The 16225-nt window shown below is 53.0% G+C and carries 17 protein-coding genes and 1 pseudogene; 8 read left to right on the top strand and 10 right to left on the bottom strand.

The genetic code is table 11. The features are described 5' to 3' along the window. Window positions 1-16 precede the first annotated feature (16 nt). Entirely contained in the window at window positions 17-3847 is a 3831-nt protein-coding gene (locus SBG41_RS00335; protein WP_317895551.1) for a molybdopterin-dependent oxidoreductase, read from the bottom strand. 194 nt (window positions 3848-4041) lie between these two features. Between SBG41_RS00335 and SBG41_RS00330 the strand changes: the two genes are divergently transcribed. Both SBG41_RS00330 and SBG41_RS00325 read left to right on the top strand, forming a co-directional pair. Further along, window positions 4042-4203: a hypothetical protein gene (locus tag SBG41_RS00330; RefSeq protein ID WP_317895550.1), complete on the top strand. Its 162-nt coding sequence runs from the start codon at window positions 4042-4044 to the stop codon at window positions 4201-4203. A 31-nt stretch (window positions 4204-4234) separates the two neighbouring features. Further along, window positions 4235-4921, top strand: a complete 687-nt coding sequence (locus SBG41_RS00325) for a formate dehydrogenase accessory sulfurtransferase FdhD (RefSeq protein WP_317895549.1) — start codon at window positions 4235-4237, stop codon at window positions 4919-4921. 35 nt (window positions 4922-4956) lie between these two features. Here the strand turns inward: SBG41_RS00325 and SBG41_RS00320 are convergent, their stop codons facing one another. Continuing rightward, a complete protein-coding gene (locus tag SBG41_RS00320; RefSeq protein WP_317895548.1) occupies window positions 4957-5904 on the bottom strand; it encodes an ADP-ribosylglycohydrolase family protein in 948 nt (315 codons plus the stop codon). Between the two features lie 170 nt (window positions 5905-6074). On the opposite strand from SBG41_RS00320, the gene SBG41_RS00315 reads away from it, so the two are divergent. Beyond that, the gene (locus tag SBG41_RS00315; protein ID WP_317895547.1) at window positions 6075-7208 is read left to right on the top strand and encodes a hypothetical protein; all 1134 of its coding nucleotides are present in this window, start codon (window positions 6075-6077) and stop codon (window positions 7206-7208) included. Window positions 7209-7346: 138 nt separating this feature from the next. Here the strand turns inward: SBG41_RS00315 and SBG41_RS00310 are convergent, their stop codons facing one another. Beyond that, a complete protein-coding gene (locus SBG41_RS00310; protein ID WP_317895546.1) occupies window positions 7347-7658 on the bottom strand; it encodes a prefoldin subunit in 312 nt (103 codons plus the stop codon). 156 nt (window positions 7659-7814) lie between these two features. Then, window positions 7815-8249 carry a prefoldin subunit alpha gene (gene pfdA, locus SBG41_RS00305; protein ID WP_317895545.1) on the bottom strand — a complete coding sequence of 145 codons (435 nt, stop codon included), beginning with the start codon at window positions 8247-8249 and terminating at the stop codon, window positions 7815-7817. Between the two features lie 168 nt (window positions 8250-8417). Here pfdA and SBG41_RS00300 point away from each other — a divergent pair, with 168 nt between their 5' ends. After that, window positions 8418-9509 (top strand): DUF711 family protein, encoded by a 1092-nt coding sequence (locus SBG41_RS00300; RefSeq protein WP_317895544.1) that lies wholly within the window; start codon window positions 8418-8420, stop codon window positions 9507-9509. Window positions 9510-9579: 70 nt separating this feature from the next. Continuing rightward, a complete protein-coding gene (locus SBG41_RS00295; protein WP_317895543.1) occupies window positions 9580-10164 on the top strand; it encodes a PaREP1 family protein in 585 nt (194 codons plus the stop codon). A gap of 236 nt (window positions 10165-10400) precedes the next feature. On the opposite strand, the gene SBG41_RS00290 is transcribed toward SBG41_RS00295, so the two are convergent. The 6 genes and pseudogenes from SBG41_RS00290 to SBG41_RS00270 all read right to left on the bottom strand — a co-directional run bounded on the left by SBG41_RS00290 (window position 10401) and on the right by SBG41_RS00270 (window position 12743). Next, window positions 10401-10655, bottom strand: coding sequence for a nucleotidyltransferase domain-containing protein (locus SBG41_RS00290; RefSeq protein WP_317895542.1), 255 nt, complete (start codon window positions 10653-10655; stop codon window positions 10401-10403). A 3-nt stretch (window positions 10656-10658) separates the two neighbouring features. Continuing rightward, window positions 10659-10793, bottom strand: a pseudogene (locus tag SBG41_RS10480) (hypothetical protein); the annotation flags it as partial. Window positions 10794-10809: 16 nt separating this feature from the next. Next, on the bottom strand, window positions 10810-11130 hold the full coding sequence (locus SBG41_RS00285) for a HEPN domain-containing protein (RefSeq protein ID WP_317895541.1): 321 nt from the start codon (window positions 11128-11130) through the stop codon (window positions 10810-10812). Window positions 11131-11200: 70 nt separating this feature from the next. Then, the gene (locus SBG41_RS00280; RefSeq protein ID WP_317895540.1) at window positions 11201-11860 is read right to left on the bottom strand and encodes a CPBP family intramembrane glutamic endopeptidase; all 660 of its coding nucleotides are present in this window, start codon (window positions 11858-11860) and stop codon (window positions 11201-11203) included. 99 nt (window positions 11861-11959) lie between these two features. Beyond that, complete coding sequence (locus SBG41_RS00275; protein WP_317895539.1) at window positions 11960-12322, bottom strand: nucleotidyltransferase domain-containing protein; 363 nt, start codon at window positions 12320-12322, stop codon at window positions 11960-11962. Further along, window positions 12291-12743, bottom strand: coding sequence for a HEPN domain-containing protein (locus tag SBG41_RS00270; RefSeq protein ID WP_317895538.1), 453 nt, complete (start codon window positions 12741-12743; stop codon window positions 12291-12293). The genes SBG41_RS00275 and SBG41_RS00270 overlap by 32 nt, the downstream gene beginning before the upstream one ends. Window positions 12744-12923: 180 nt before the next feature. Here SBG41_RS00270 and SBG41_RS00265 point away from each other — a divergent pair, with 180 nt between their 5' ends. The 3 genes from SBG41_RS00265 (at window position 12924) to sufB (ending at window position 16224) form a co-directional block, all read left to right on the top strand. Beyond that, a complete protein-coding gene (locus SBG41_RS00265) occupies window positions 12924-13694 on the top strand; it encodes a metallophosphoesterase (protein WP_317895537.1) in 771 nt (256 codons plus the stop codon). A 334-nt stretch (window positions 13695-14028) separates the two neighbouring features. Beyond that, window positions 14029-14778 (top strand): Fe-S cluster assembly ATPase SufC, encoded by a 750-nt coding sequence (sufC, locus tag SBG41_RS00260; RefSeq protein WP_317895536.1) that lies wholly within the window; start codon window positions 14029-14031, stop codon window positions 14776-14778. Window positions 14779-14796: 18 nt separating this feature from the next. Next, complete coding sequence (gene sufB, locus SBG41_RS00255; protein WP_317895535.1) at window positions 14797-16224, top strand: Fe-S cluster assembly protein SufB; 1428 nt, start codon at window positions 14797-14799, stop codon at window positions 16222-16224. Window position 16225: the final 1 nt, after the last annotated feature.

Here is a 16225-nt window from a genome sequence, read left to right as displayed (position 1 = left end):
ATGCTCACCCCGCGGGTTAGCTATTTGAGGGAATAAAGTCGATCGACTTGGCTGTCTTAATGAACTCTGAGACCTTCATGTAGACATACTTGTCCTTAGTGGCCTTCTTGATGTATGCTAGGAAGACCTTGGACTCCTGCATAGTTGTTGTAGTGTCCATGTAGTCGCCTGTCAAGAAGTTAGCTATTGATGTGGATGCGTGGAGGCCGCTGAACCCCCAATGCCACGGAATATTGACCACGTATACCTCTTTGCCAGCAATCCTTAGCTTCGGTGCCCTGTTAGTGATGAGCGCCCTTAGATAGATTCTTGCACGGCGATTGCCTATCTCCACGATGTCGCCGTTCCTTATTCCGAGCTTTTCGGCAAGCTCCCTAGGTATCTCTACGAAGGGCTCGGGGAACAGCATTGCCAGTCTCTGCAGTGAGCGCGTCATTATACCGGTGTGCCAGTGCTCGGTGAGCCTATTGGTTGTTACTACTACTGGTGAGGCTCCTTCGGGTAGGGGTAGTTCCGTTGGGACGAAGTTCATTTCCTCCTTGAAGTGCTCGAACATCTTCTTGTTATGCGGTGATCTCCAGGCGAATGGCGGATACTCTAGCCATAGGTCGATGCTCGGCGACTCAACGGGCTCAAAGTGCCATGGATAGTCAAGGTTGATCCCCTTGAGGGCTCCGCCGTCCTCTACTACGTACCAGTCGCCATACTTCGCTATCATCGAGGCTATGCACGCCTTCAGGTCATGAGACGAGCTGTAGCATGTCTTGAGTTCATCCGTGAATTTCTTGTGCAGCCCGCCTACTGCCCAGTCATAGGTACCTACGTAGACCAATGTCTTGCCGTTGGGTAGCTTCACTTGTCCCTTGTAGTACGGTCTCTTGAAGTTAGCTTTGCCCATCATTACTAGCTCTGGGTCATAGTAGAATGTCTCGCATATTGGGCAGTGGAAGCCCAGCTCCTCAGCAGTCTTTATCTCGACCGTGCCGTCCTCGTAAACGAGCACCAGCTTGCCCGTGACCTTGGCCTCCCTTACCAGCTCGGAGGCGTGGTAGGCCCCGGTGAAGATGTCTGCAAATATTCTTGCCTTCTTGCCGTTAACCTTGTACCAGTGACCTGCCCATCCACGCTTGTAGAACTTACCTAGGAAGAAGTTGTGTCCCGGTATGAAGGCGGGGCGCCAATAGCCCAGCTTGGCGTCCCTTATCTCGCCGGTCTCGCCGGTTATCTTTAGCACTGCTCCGTCTGGCACCGGGTTGCCCTTCTCATCGTTGAAGTCTAGTGGTAGTGCGTACTTGCTCCTATCCATGGTGAAGCTCGCTGTCTTGCCCGCCACTTTTTCTAGGCCGTCAAGGTTGTAGAGTATTCTCACATTCTTGGGCCATGTTACTCCCCAGTCCTTCCATATACGGTACGGCCTACCGTTCACCGTTATGTAGTCCCATAGCCCATCAATATCGCTCGGCGAGCGCGGTGCTGCTGAGAGCCTCTTGGCCAGCGGCTTCATCGCTGCCCAGTCGTACATGCCGCTGTAAAGGTCTACGGCGAGGTCTATTTCGCGATAGATTAGCTCCGTGTCAGTCTCCGCATAGTCGGGGTAGCGGTGGCCTGGGTTACTGTAATCCATGAACGGCTCTATCTTTCTGCGATACACCTCTACGGGCTTCTTCATGCCGAGGTCCGGCCGGTAGAATATTACCCTCTCGACCCGCTTGCCAGCGACCTCACTTGGAAGCCTTATCCCGGCCACTTCGCGCAGGTAATGCCATAGCTTTACGTATATCCATAGGTCTGGCTTAGCGTCTCCGGGAGGCTCCTTGACGCGCTCTGTCCACATTATCCAGCGGTTGCTGTTAGTTATGCTGCCCTCCTTCTCGTAATGGGATGCCGCTGGGAGCACTACGTCTGCGAAGAACGCTGTCTCGGAAAAGAATATGTCACTGACCACGACGAGGTCCATGTTACCCCAAGCAGCGTAGTCTATGAGCGTGTTGGGGCTGCTCACTGCAGGATTCTCTGCAAATATGAACATTCCTCTTAGGACTGGCTCGTCGCTGCCCGGTAGCTTGTCTAGGAGGTTGCCCATCCACCACGTTAGCTCAGTATAGCCCTTGGTAAACGGGAGATCGCTTATCGCCTTGCTGTTCTCGTCCCAGGGCTTGTCCTCTGGATCAGTGCCGACGAATATGCCCATGGATAGCTCGAAGCGCCTCCAGTTCATAAACCACCATGACCAGAGAAGGGCAGAGCTGTTCACCTTGAGCCTGCAGTAGCTTCCATCGCTCGAGCAATCAGTGCAGGAGAGACCGAGCGCCTTGCACGTGTTCTGGCTTGGCGCCCAGGTGAAGGCGTCGGGGAAGCCCTGGTTCTTCCACTCCTGGTAGGCCCGTATCTGCTTAGTACTGGTCGGCACCTTGACATAGCCTGGGAATATGTGGCTCAATATACAGAGATCAGTTGTGCCCTGTACGTTGCTGTGGCCGCGGTACGGGTTTACTCCGCCACCGGGATAACCCATGTTGCCTAGGGCTAGCTGGGTCACAGCGGCCATTCGTATGAACTGTGTGCCTACATGGTGCTGTGTCAGGCCCATAGCCCACTGTATTGTCGCGAACTTCTTGAATCCTGTAGTTACGCCACTGTTCTCGACGAAGGTCTTAGCTATCTGGCGCAGCCTGTCAACAGGTATACCGGTTATGTTCGAGACCTGTTCCGCGTCAAAGTGCTTGACTATTTGCTTAAACTTGCTTATCTCATCCATATCTACGTTTAGTCTCTTAACGTACTCCCTGAATGTGTCCAGCTGGTCTATGGGCGGGTTCCTCTCGTAGAACGCGTAGTGGAGCAGATAGTATAGGAACGCTATGTCGCTTCCAGGGCGGAAGAATGCGAAGAGGTCAGCCTTGGCCGCTGTCCTGCCCATCTTGGGGTCGACGACTATGAGCGTTAGTGTTCCCGCCTCCTTGCCCTCCATTACGTGGCTGAAGCCGACGGGGTGGGCCTCAGCTGGATTGCCTCCGAACACGAGGTATGCTGCCACATAGCTGTTGTCAGGGAAGCTCTGTGTCTGGGCACCGAACCCGAAAGTCGCTGCTAGCCCGGCTACCGTTGTCGAGTGGCACTTTCTCGCATCGTGGTCTATGTTGTTGCTCCCGACGAGCATTGTTAGCTTGCGTATGATATAAGCCTCTTCGTTGAGGTGCTTAGCGCCAGCAAGAACCATGATGGGGAAATAGTTGCCCTTGTAGTAGTATCCATCGCTGTGTACCGGGCCCCAGGTCTTGCCGCGCGCACTAGATGATAACAGGCTGCGGAGCTTCTCAGCTATGTAGTGGAATGCCGTGTCCCAGTCAACAACTCGCCAGCGGGGCATGTATTTCTTTAGAAGAGCCTCCAGATCCTTGGCATCCTTTATTCTCATTACCTCCTCGGGCCTAGGCCTAGGCCCCTCCCGTATAATCGGATATTTGAGACGTAGAGGACTGTACATTAGATCTGTGCTGGCCTGGCCCTTGGGGCATAAGTGGCCCTTGTTTAGCGGGCTACCAGGGTCACCGGTTGCAAACACTACTTCGCCGTTCTTGCGATAGAATATTATGCTACAGCCCACGGAACACCAGGTGCAAATAGCCTTAACGGCTTCCATTGACTCTAAGCCGGGCTTTTCCTCAGCTCTGCCTGGCACCTTGAAGCCTGGTGGGACACGATGCTGTGCCTTAGCAATTGGTACACCGGCCACCTCGGCGGCTGCAGCAGCTGTCAACGCGCTGAGAATCTTGATGACTTCTCGACGGGTTATTCTCGGTGCTTCAAAGAAGGTGTCCCTGCTGCGCATATTGTTTTTATCCAAATCCTCACAGCCTCTACGATTATTACAGTACATTCAATTAATTAAATGGGTAACGCTTGTGGGTCCAACTAATACGTACTACGTATGTTAATTGCTGAACAAAAATCAAGATAATATATCAATCAGAACGCTAATTCGATGAAAACTAGCTTTAATAGGTTCCAAGCCGTGGTCTAAAAGTGGTGCAAAGAGTTTTGCTAGATAATGAGGAGGAAAACGAGGGCTTCGTCATAGAGGAGCCAGAAGACGAGTTTGCATTAGAGGAGCTGACCTTTGGGCCGCTATCCAAGTGTAGAAGCAAGGGTGAGAAGAAGAGGGATAAGTTCCGTGTACAAGGGGTTGAGGAAAAACAGTGACTACAATGATATTGTTAAGGAATGTATGTCCATGTCGTCGGTAGAGGTCTCTGGTATACCAGTCGCTGCTGACTACAGAGTAGAGGTGAGGCTTGAAGCCAAGAAGCTTGGTGTCACGCGCTCTGCGCCCTTCCTTCTAGACTATCTTGCAACCGGGCTCGCCTTATCCCGGGGCAAGATCATGTGCGGAGGCTACGTTGGCGTCGAGCGGGTTGAAAAACTCGGAAAAACGGGCATAATCGTCTACGGCACTACTATGCGTATGCGCGGGGAGCGCTGCGTAGAGAAGCCGGAGCGGCTCAGTCTCCGACTACTCAATAGCATTTATCGAGACTTTTCTACGCGTCTACCGAAGCGTGGCTGCCCTATAGCTGTTCACAGGCTTGCCTTCTACACCTTAGGTAGTAGAGGCCATGTTTTCCGCTTCTTTGTGGTCGATCCCAGTAGGCATGCAGCAGCATATAAGCTGGCTGGCATTATATCGGCGCTTTCGTCGAAACTCCCTAATGAGCCCGGAGTAGTTGTTTCAACAGGCAGGCTTTCCGACGATATGGTGCGGGCACTGTCTCGTGCAGGTATACGCGTAGTTATTAGCTTTCATCACCCCTTGCTTAGTGGGCTGCTAGAGGCTAAGAAGCTTGGAGTAACACTTGCTCTTCAAGACCCTCATACTGGTAAACTACGGGCATTTGGAGGGAACACGCCCGTTGATGAATAAGATCCTAGAGGCAAGCACGGTACATAATTTCCGGCTTATGAGTCGGCTTCTGTATCGTATTCTTTGCACTGTCTTGCTGCCTTGACTAGTTCCCTTGCCTTCTCGGCTATTACTTGGTATGATTCGAGCCTTCTTGCCTCCTCGTAGTCCTTGCCTAGCCCGTTTATTGTTGCCGCGAGCGCTGCTGCCATTGAGGCCGCTGGTACCGTGTTGTTGCTATGGCCGCAGATAGATGCAGCATGCACAGCAGCCTTGACTGGTGACTTGTATCGTAGCGCGGAGTATATCGCTACTGCGAGTGGGTGAGGCGATGTGCATGGCACTAGGAGGAGGAGTTTTGCTGCTTTCTCTTCGGGCTCGTCTAGGAGGTCGGGGACGCGGATGAGCGCCTCTTTTATGAGCTTGTTCTCGGTCATGTCGTGTAGTACGAAGGGTAGGTCATCAGGCTGCACCTCGCCGTGGAGTAGTGAGTGTACTGCTACGGCGTAGAGCCTCGCGGCCTCCAAGTCATGTTCATCTATATGAGTCACCATTGCTTGTGCAACAGACATTGTAGCTACTAGGCGCTGTGTGGAGTAGAAGAGAGCTACGGGGAGCCCGCGGGCAGCTGCATCTACGCGTGAAGAACGCTCAATGATTTGCTCCCTTGCAACCCACCAGGGTATCCCCTGCCTTATCTTGATAATTGCCTCGGCTGTGCCGGAATCATACATTCGGAGCGGATTGTAGATGTCAGCCCTCTCGGCCAGCTCGGCCGCGAAGTCCTCGGGGTTAAACCCGCAATTGTCTATGAGGACGTCTATGAGTATGAGCATCGAGTCAGTTATGGATCCGTAGGCATAGAGGTCTCCGAGGAGGACGCCGGGTGATTCGAGGCCGAGGCTCCTAGCCATGCCTATGGACTCGCCGAGGGACGCTGCGAGCAAGATATCCCTTACGACTCCTTCTCCTAGAACCCGGGGAGAACCGTATGCCAAGACCAATCTATCGCTCCTCAACCTGCTCGGCGAAGAGGGGTTCAGCGAGCCCCCTTTCGGGCAGGGGGCTCTTCCCCCGGAGCTAGAGCAGATTCGGCGGAGTAGGTAATAGTGGTATCGCAACATGTCATTCTAACCACGTGAAGCCTCGAAAGGGCACGTGGAGATCGAGAGAAATGGTCTTGATAACCGTGGGTCCCGCGAAGAGGCTAAGGACGTGGCGACTCGTCGCTGAGACTGAGGAGTGCCGCATACTTGAAGCCGAGATGCACGGGTACAAGGTTGTAGGCATAGACGTAGAGTCTGAGGACAGAGTTGCTCCTTGTCTCCGAAGCCTCGCTGAGCACGGACTACTATCATGTACCCCGCAGAGCTGCATGGATAGCCTCGAGTACTGCGTTGTACAGAGCGTTAGTAGTAGTGTCTTACTGGCTAAGTGCGGTGATGCTGCTCTCCGGCTCTACCTGGCTCACCCTGTACCCGGCTGGGAGCCCGTCCTCCTCCCCCTGCTGGCCGCAATGGGTGCTGTGCCCCAGGTTTACGGCAGGCTAGTCTTCCTCGGCGAGCCCGCCGGCATTGTAACGGAGTGGGTAAGTGGTGAAAGCCTAGGAGACGTAGCGATAAGGGAGGCGGAGGAGTACCTGCTCGGAGGAAATAGCACCTGGGTCGCCAGGAGGGCTGCAAGCCTCCTCGCAGACATCCATAAATCGCTAGCAGCCAGGGGACTTGTCCGCCACGTGTGTCGGGCTCGCCGAGACATATCTGAGCGAGTAGAATGGTATGTCTCCAGGCTTCCCAGAACCATCGCAAACGAACTGAAAAACGTAGTGAAGAAGGCAGCGGAGCTGCCCCACATGGGGCTCTGCCTCGCAGAGGGCCCTACCCACCAAGATCCCCATCTTTACCAGTTCGTCGCGAGGGGCAACGAGGTGCTAATAATAGACCTTGTTGGTGAGCCGTTCCGGTATCCCGGCTCCTCTCTTGTAACCGAGCCGCTTGTACGCGACCTAGCTGTTTTGCTGCGAAGCCTGTCCTATGCAGCCCTTTTAGCGCTGAAAAGGAGCCAGGAACTTGAAGGGACTAAGAGGAGGCTTGCCGCTGAATGGCTTAGAGCCTCCACTGAGGAAGCACTAAGTGCCTACAATTCGAGAACGAGCGAGGTGACTACAATCGATGACTATATTGCTATAGGGTTCTTTGTCGCCGAGCGGCTAGTCTACGAGGCCTGGTATGAGTACCTCTACGAAACCGGGCTCCTCGACATAGTAGTAGAGGCGGCTAAGCACAAGCAGTTGCGCCCCGACGTATAGCCTAGTCGTAGAGGAGATGCGGGTTTCGGCTGTCCCTCGCCCACGTCACCGCCCCTGCAAGGGGGCTCGGCGGCCCATCAGGATTTCCTGGCTGCAGCCATCCACATATCCATCCATAATAACACTAAACGGGCTGCCTTAAGGCCCTATCGATAATGCTTTCTCGAGCTCTCGTATCTGCTGACTCAGCTTCTTCTCCTCTTCCTCGAGCTTCTTTAGCCGCAGCTCCAGAAGCTCCAGCTCATCGTCTATGTAGCGCATAGCGTCCTCTAAGCTAACCTCTATCACGAGGCCTCCTATTTCGCGAAATACTTGGCGAGGCTCCCTATTCTCTAGTATCTTCTTAGCCTCTCTTAGCTCGTGGATTCTTGAGCGAAGAAGGACTATCTCCCTCCTAACACTGTTTAGCTGCTGAAGCAATTCGAGGAGCCCGGCCACATTCTTGCTCATATTGGGCATGCACCTCCGCTTAGCGGCAATACGTATGCCAACACGTTTATGAGGCAATGGCTTTCGAAGTATAGGGGGTCCTTAGATTTGGATATGGAATGGCATCAAAAACTACGGGGATTGTGTTGGAAGTAGGCGAGTTTTTATGCAATGGGTTTACTTTGATTGTTCTTGTCTGGCTAGCTGTTCTACTTGTGGGAGTATTTCGTTGATCCTTCTGTTTATTTCTTCGAGCTTCCTTAGGAGGTCGAGCCTAAGGTCCTCAAGGGTTGAGATTCTTTCCTCTATCATCTTGCGTGCATCGTCTATTTCTACTTCGACGCTGAGCCTACCGCCTACGCCCATGATTACCTTGTCTGGCTTCTCTATCTTTGCTCGTATGAAGTTCCCAGCGCCTATTGGGACGAGCACGGTCTTGCCTTCGCCGTACTTCTTTATGTATTCTAGTACCTCTATGCTTGCTGCTAGGTCTTGTATTGTAGCGTTAATTATGTCTATTTGTGCTCTTAGCTGATCTGCTTGCGCTATTAGGCTTCTTAGCTCGTCTTGGAGCTTCCTAAGCTTTTCCTGGTTCGTGGTCTGCACGGCCACGCTTCTCACCGATTACTATACTAATAGTGTTTCTCTTATTCATAAGTATTTGGTATATTGTTAGACAAGAGATAGATATTTATAGAACCCCATGAGACTGTGGGAGAGGGTTTTTCTAGTCCTCTTCGCATTGTCTAGTCCTAGGACTTTGTGGAGGACTGGCCTGTCTTGAGAAATGAGAAGGCAGAGGTACGCGCTGTTGTAGTTCACGCTGTTGTACATGACTGGAGCAGCGAAGGCGTTGCAGAAGCTATTCGCCGCGCCTCCAGCTATGTGCGCGAGGCTGCACGGATGCTCGAGGAGAGAACGGGCATACGCGTTGATAGTATGCGCGTAACTTTGCCTCCTTCTCCTCTAAGCGCCGACAAGACTGTCGAGGTTCTCCGCGGAGCTCGCCACGCCCTCGAGGAGGGCATCTACTACTCCCTGCTCCACATGGAGGCCATAGATGTTGAGCCCAAACACGTATTAGAGGTGCTTGGCCTCGGAGAGAAGGTGTATGCTGGCATAGCTACGCCTGCGCCAGTCGAGGAGGCCACGAAGATTCTCTACGAGGTCGCTAAGCACCCGGATAAGGCGACAAGGCTGGCGATAATTATACCCGGGTTTGTCGAGTCTCCCTACTTCCCGGCAGGGTCGAGCCTGGGGCCCGTCTACGGGTTAACGATCTCGCTCCTCTACCCGAAGATGCTTGAGGACAGGGATCTCTACGAGGGGTTCAGCGACGTCTCAGACCTCGTAGTGGAGCTCGACCAGCACCTCGTAGACATCGCGGACGAGCTGGGCATAGAGTATCGGGGCATGGACCTCTCGCTCTCGCCCTGGATGGATCACAGCGTAGCACGCGTAATAGAGCAGGCGTCGGGCAAAAAGATAGGCGATATAGGAGTCGCGCCCGTGATAAGAGAAGTTGAGGAGCTCATAGACGAGCTCTGCCTAGACGTCTCCTGCACCGGGTTCAACCAGGTAATGCTGCCAGTAGCCGAGGACAATGTGCTAAAAGAGAGGGTCGCTGAGGGAAGCCTAGACCTTTACAAGCTACTACACCTTACATATGCGTGCGTAGCCGGGCTCGACATGGTACTAGTACCCCAAGAGAAGTGGAGCAAGGAACTAGCCTCGGCGATCCTAGCCGAGCTCGTGGCCGCCCAGGAGCTGAAGAACAAGCCACTCGGAGCCAGAGTAGTCGCAGTTAACGCGGAGCCCGGTGAGTGGATAAGCATAGGAGACTTCGGAGAAACACCCGTCGCAAGAATATAAGGAGTAGGCCCAACTATGGGCCACAGAGCATTAACTAGTAGATCTAGGTGTTAAGGTAAGCGGGAAAGAGATGACTGCCAACACAGAGCTATTAGAGAAGCCATTACCCAAGCCTAGGAGAGACCTAGCAGCCTATGCTTCTGCACGAACCCTTGAAGCACTACTAGAGTCCCTCCTCGCCCTAAGATTTCTAGAGCAAGGCTACACGAGAAACGCAGCCAGCAAAGCCTTCCAGGCGTGGCAAGCACTAACCGCTACAATACTAGCCCTCTTCCAGGATGAGATAACAAAGGAGCCACCCGAGAAGGAGGCCAAGGGGGTAAAGGAGAAAGCACTAACACGTATACCAACCACCCGACTCAAAGCACTCGGCCAACTAATAGAGAAACACATACCCTACTATGCGCACCTCACAAGCACCGCGCTTGACCTCCACGACTACCAGTATCACGGCCCGGATCCTGACACAGAGCTGAGCAAATACCGTAGCCGCATAGAAGCGGCAAGAGACATCGCGATGCTGTTAGACAAACTGGTAGAGCTTATAGAAAGATACGTAAAGCCTGAGCTAGAGCATAGAGGAAGATGGAGTAAAGAGCACGAACAAGCATTACAAGAGCTATTAAGAGAATTTAAAAGAAGAGGGCAAAAATAAATAACGTAATTGAAATTCTCTCGCCTTGGTCCTCGCCGCAGAATATAGATGAGGGCAACTCATATTGAGCTAGTAATAACTCTATGGCTACTTGGGGCCGCGGGTCTCGCCCCCGCTCCGCCAACGACCATGCCCCGCGAGCCCTCGGGGCCCTGGGGATGAGTGGCGGGTTCCCCCGCGGCCAACAATAGGGCTGAAAGCCTCCTCCCTATTCCGGGAGAACGCCTAGGCCAGCCTTATGGCCTTCCTTGACCTCTTGAGCCATTTTCCTTCTCTATTCTGCCAGCAAAGTGTATCTCAAGCGGATGATGAATGGGCAGGTTTGCCAGCTCCTCTATCCTTGTCTTAGCCTCTGCCTCTTCGCGTGGCGTCTGGGGAGGACTATTGGTGACTATTAGTAAGTCTAGGTCGCTCGCCGCAATATAATTGTCCTCTGCAACGCTCCCAATAACATAGACCTCTGCAATCGAGGTATAGCTGCTTGATTGCATCTATTACCCTCGGTATCTATTTTCTCCACTCACGTAGCATCCTTGCTCTCTACTAGGAGGCTCACCGTTCTCGCTCCTCTCTATCTCCTTCACTAGGCCTATTACCTCCTCGGCCACTGCTATAAGGTCTTCAGCGTCCTCGCGCGTGTACTGTTTAGGAGCATACCTTGCAACGAGGTAGGCGTCCTTCTAGTTCTGATAGGAGTGAGCGTTTCTCCGCGATAAACTGCTTTATTTTATCACCAGCCTTGTCTCCAACGGTCTTTGAAGGTTCTCCGAGAAGCAGTCTGATTCCGTGAACTCTTGGATAATAGCCCGCGATGCGCAGTAGTGCCGCCTTTATCCTTAACTGTACTGCTTGCTCGGCCAGGAAGACCGCCAAATCGTACTGCTTCCTACGGTAGGCCTCCCTGGCGAGGTCTAGGAACCCCTTGCTCCGAGTGACCATTACCTTGTATTCGTCTATGTGGCTCACAGTCTCTAGGCACCCCCGTATAGGGTCCTAGTGCTTGCTCCCACTAAGGGTAGGAGGCTGTGAACTACACCTATGGGTTGGCACGCTTGCTTATCTTATAGCCAGCGGCCCCTATGATGTTGAAGACCGAGTGCGTGGTTATCGCTGGTGCCAGGGAGCCGCTGACGGCTCTATAGTATCCCGCTATGAGACCCACTATGAGGGCTGTAAGCAATATTATCGCTAAGTAGCTCCTCGGGGCATCCTTGAACGGTGCTATGTGTATGAGGGAGAAGAGTATAGCAGACGTAACTACCGCGATCCATAGCCCAGTGTGAAGCAGTAGGTAGCCTTCTAGGAGGCCGCGGAACAATGTCTCCTCACCAAGCGGTGCCAGGATGCCCGCTATGCAGATTATTTCGCAGAGACTCCTAGGAGCAAACGGCGGCTCGTAGTCGATGCTAGTCACTAGCTGCAGACCCATCAATGCGAGAGCGGCAACCACTGAGACTATGAGAGCGCTCACAACGTGCTCGTAAGCTGTGCCGACCAGGCCCAAGCCTATCAAATAGTCTTTAAAGGCGAGAGGTGCCACGCCAAGGCTCATAGCTATGAATACTATCTGTGTCGCAGCCCCAGCGACAATAGCTCTGCGCTCGCGAACTCTCTGAGAAACAACTGCACCAACAACAGAGCCAGTAATGAATACAAGGAACCATATACCTATGCCGACTAGAAGGGCTATTAACAAGAGCAGGAACAACCTCCACTAGGCCAACACGGGCAGAACCGCTTTTATAGTTGCCCTAAATCGGTATCACGATTATTTTGCTTCAATGAGTCTTAGTAGCTACGCGTCGTCTATTCTTATCATTCTCTTAACGTATTTCCGATATTCTTGTAGCCTCTTAGGCCCCGCGATGTGCAGGTCTACCGGATAATGTAGTGGGAGACCCTCGTCAAATGCCCGCCTCATTATGCTTATCTTTATTCTTAGCCTCTCTCTCGGATCCGGATCATATGGTAAAACGACAAGTATGTCTAGGTCGCTTATGGCGGTGAACCTGTCCTCGGCGACACTACCTATTACGTAGACCTTTGCCTCAGGATATAGGGCCTTAGCTGCGCGCGCAACTATTTGTGCAGCTTGGCGCCATGTATCGCGTAGCTCGAAGAACCACTTAGCCATCAGTACGTCTATCTTCTTTGCCAACCTCTTCTCCGCTCAGAAACATCTGCTTGAGAAGGCTTAGTAGTTTTTCAGCAACAGTTATCCCTCTCTCAGCCTCGGTTCTAGTGTAGCCGGGCAAAGCGTATCTTCCCTCAGTATAGGCGTCCTCAAGCAATACTAGCACATCGCGATACTCTACCACGAAGTCACGTATAGCCCTCGCTTCGCCGTGCTGCTCGTTCTCCTCGAGAACCGATGCCAAGTAGCCTAGAAGCCTGCGCAAGCTATGACCCCTGGGGGCGTAGCCTAGAACACGGCTATAGACAGCTTTTATTCCAAGCTGTACAGCTTGCTCAGCCATAACAAGGGCTACATCGTAGTAGCCTTCCTCATAGAGCCTTCTTGCTTCACGAAGATATATCTCTGACCTCCTCCAAAGAGCACGAACAAGTTCGCTGTTCAATCTATTCACCGAATGGAATCCGTTAACGAGTATCGTAAAGCAATTGTAAGACGCGGAAAAGCACTCTATAGGACTACTGGTTCTCCTTTCTAAGCCACATATGCTAGAAGGGTAATATTAACTAGTGTGTAGCTCGTATCTGGGAGTAATACCGGTAGGGCTGCCAAGGGTGCATAGTCGTTGGAGCTACTGCCCGGCGTCGAGGCTATCGGTAGTATACCTGCTATCCATGTTCGCAGACTAAGGGCAGTGGTCATTGCTGATACTCATCTGGGGTTCGAGGAGGAGGCTGCTAGGCAGGGCTTCTTCGTCCCCAGGATCCAGCTTGCGAGGACGCTAGAGGTTCTGGGCAGGGCTCTTGACGAGACCGGGGCAGACTGGGTGATTTTCGCTGGTGATGTCAAGCATTGTTTTTCGCGACTGCTGCGCAGCGAGCGCGAAGAGCTGAGCCGGGTCTTCAGCTACCTTGTAAAGGAGCGCGGTGTAAGGGTTACCGTTGTGCGCGGTAACCATGATAACTACTTGTCGCTTGTAGCCAAGGACTATGGGGTGGAGATCGTTAACGAGCTTTACGAGAAAGGAGTACTCATTATCCACGGGCACAAGAAGCCGCAAGGAAACTACCCAGGACCAGTAGAAGTAGTCATCATGGGGCACGAGCACCCTAGCCTCAGGCTCCGCGACAAGCTAGGCTACGTCGCCAAGCTCCCAGCATTCCTGGTAGCACCCTACCCCAGGCTTGGAGCCAACCTAGTCGTCTTACCAGCCGTGGGCCAGTACCAGACCGGAACAACGGTCAGCCTTAGCCCTGAGACCTACCTCTCCCCCATACTCAGGGAGGAAATAGATCTGCGAAAAATCAAGCCATACGTACTGGCCGAGGAGCTAGGAGTCCTAGAGTTCCCCGAGCTAGAACTATTGGAGGATTTGTTAGCAGAGATCCAGATATAGCGCCATCCAAGGCACGCTATGTTAGAATGTAGACTAGGCCATGTTTCCGACATCTACCGTCTATTTCGCCTGGCCCTGTAGCTACACGCCTTGTCTCCATGTTTGCCTTCTAGAGCTTGTGCAATGGCTGTTATGTTGCTAAAGTCTTGTTGCCCCTTATACGGGGGCTCGGTTGTTCACTGACCGGCTGCAAAACATGGTTCTTGTTATCTTATAGCTATCTATGTCGTCGTGGATGCTAATGCTTAGGCTGCTGTGCTTCTAGCATAATGCTTAATAGCGTATGGTGTTCATATTCTTTAACTGGTGTCAAAATTAACTGGGGTTAAAGAAGGTGAGCCTCGAGGTTAGAGGCGTCACGGGAGGACCCGAGTCCAAGACTGTGCTTCAGAAGGTGAGCCTCAGCATACCTAGAGCCAGCCTAGTGGCCCTCATGGGGCCGAATGGCAGTGGTAAGACCACGCTCGCCTATACGATCATGGGTCACCCGTCCTACGTTGTCCGGGATGGAAGGATTCTGCTCGACGGTGAGGACATAACCGGTCTACCTACGTATGAGAGGGCGCGCAGAGGGCTCATGCTGGGCTTCCAGAGCCCGCCGGAGATCCCGGGGGTCCGTTTCCTCAACTTTGTTGCAGCAGCGTATAACCGGGTCAAGGATGTTGAGGACAAGCTGATAGGGACCCCGAGGCCCGAGATGATCAAGCTCGTAAAGAACTATGCGTCTATGCTCGGCTTGCGCGACGAGCATCTTCAGAGAGAAGTCAATGTAGGCTTCAGCGGCGGCGAGCGAAAGAGGGCCGAGATGCTCCAGATACTGGTTCTCGATCCACGATACGTTATACTTGATGAGCCTGACAGCGGCCTCGACGTCGACGGTGTAAGGGTTGTGGCGAAGGCTATTCAGATGCTGCTCGATAGAGGTGTTGGCGTGCTCGTGATCACTCACTATGCGCGTATTCTCCAGTTCGTTGAACCCGACAAAGTCGCCATCATGGTTAGCGGAAGGGTCGTCGACGAGGGTGGACCCGAGCTCGCGAAACACATCGAGGAGCACGGATACGCGCCCTACATGAAGAACTAGTTGTGAGGCGATCCCGGTTTGGCGGCTGTTAAGGCTTCTCCCCTGAAAGATGTTCTGGGAAGCGGTATTGAGAACATACTCGGGTTCCAGAAGCCGTATCCCAAGGAGATAGAGATAAGGGGTAGAATAGAGAGGGGCCTCGTAGAGGAGATATCTAGGATCAAGAAGGAGCCTGACTGGATGAGGAGGTTCCGGCTAAGAGCCCTTGAGCTCTTCTATAAGCTTCCGATGCCCAACTGGGTTCTCGGGATAGAGGAGATAGATCTAGACGAGATAGCTGCCTACGTTAAGCCCGAGGCAGAACCCGCAGAGACTTGGGAGGAGCTTCCACAGTGGATACGCGACTACTATTCCAGGCTCGGGCTGCCGGAGGCAGAGGCAAAGGCCCTATCGGGGATGACTGCTGTATTTGATAGCGAGGCAGTGCTCAACGTTGTGAAGAAGGAGCTCCAGGAGAAGGGCGTAATACTGCTACCAATGGAGGAGGCTATGAGGAAGTACCCCGACCTAGTTAAACAGTACTTTGGCCGAGTCTTCCCCCCAGCGGATCACAAGTTTGCTGCACTACATCATGCGCTATGGAGCGGCGGCGCGTTTGTATACGTACCTCCGGGAGTTAAGCTGAGACAGCCGATAGAGGCGTTCTTCTTCATCGGCAGCGAGCTTGAGGGCCAATTCGAGCACACGCTGCTGATAGCAGGTGAAAACAGCTATATCGAGTTCATAGAGGGCTGTGCTGCTCCGATGCTTAAGCGTTTCAGCTTCCACGACGGCATGGTCGAGATATATGCGCACAAGGGGTCACGGGTACACTTCTACACGATTCAGAACTGGAGCAGAGACATAATTAACTTTAACAACAAGAGAGCCATAGCCGAGGAGAACGCCTATGTCGAGTGGCTGGAAGGAAGCATTGGCAGCAGGATAACCTACACGTATCCATCAACAGTGCTAAAAGGCCGCGGCGCCTCAACCAGGAACGTGTCAGTAGCGATAGCAAATGGACCCTACATAAAAGATACCGGCGGCAAGGCTATACACGCCGCCCCGGACACGAAGAGCCACATAGTGTCTAAGAGCATTTCGAGCAACGGCGGCCTCTCAATATACCGTGGACTTGTCCGCATCAACCGTGGAGCAAAGAACAGCTTCAGCCACGTACAGTGCGACAGCCTCGTCCTGGACAAGAAGAGCAAGGCATATACATATCCAAGAAACGAGGTAGACGAGCCAACAGCCGAGGTCAGCCACGAGGCAAGCGTTGGCAGACTCAGCGAGGAGCAGCTATTCTACATGGCGAGCAGGGGCTTGACCGAGGGAGAGGCCAAGGCACTCATAGTGCTCGGCTTCATCAAGAGCGTTCTAGGACACTTGCCGCTAGAAACTGCGAGCATCTTGTCCAAGGTAATCGAGCTAGAGTTTAGCGAGCTAGGAGCAGTAGGCTAAC

Origin of the sequence: Pyrofollis japonicus (assembly GCF_033097485.1) — an archaeon.
Classification (GTDB): Archaea; Thermoproteota; Thermoprotei_A; order Sulfolobales; family Pyrodictiaceae; genus Pyrofollis; species Pyrofollis japonicus.
This window is presented reverse-complemented; position numbering and strand designations above follow the sequence as displayed.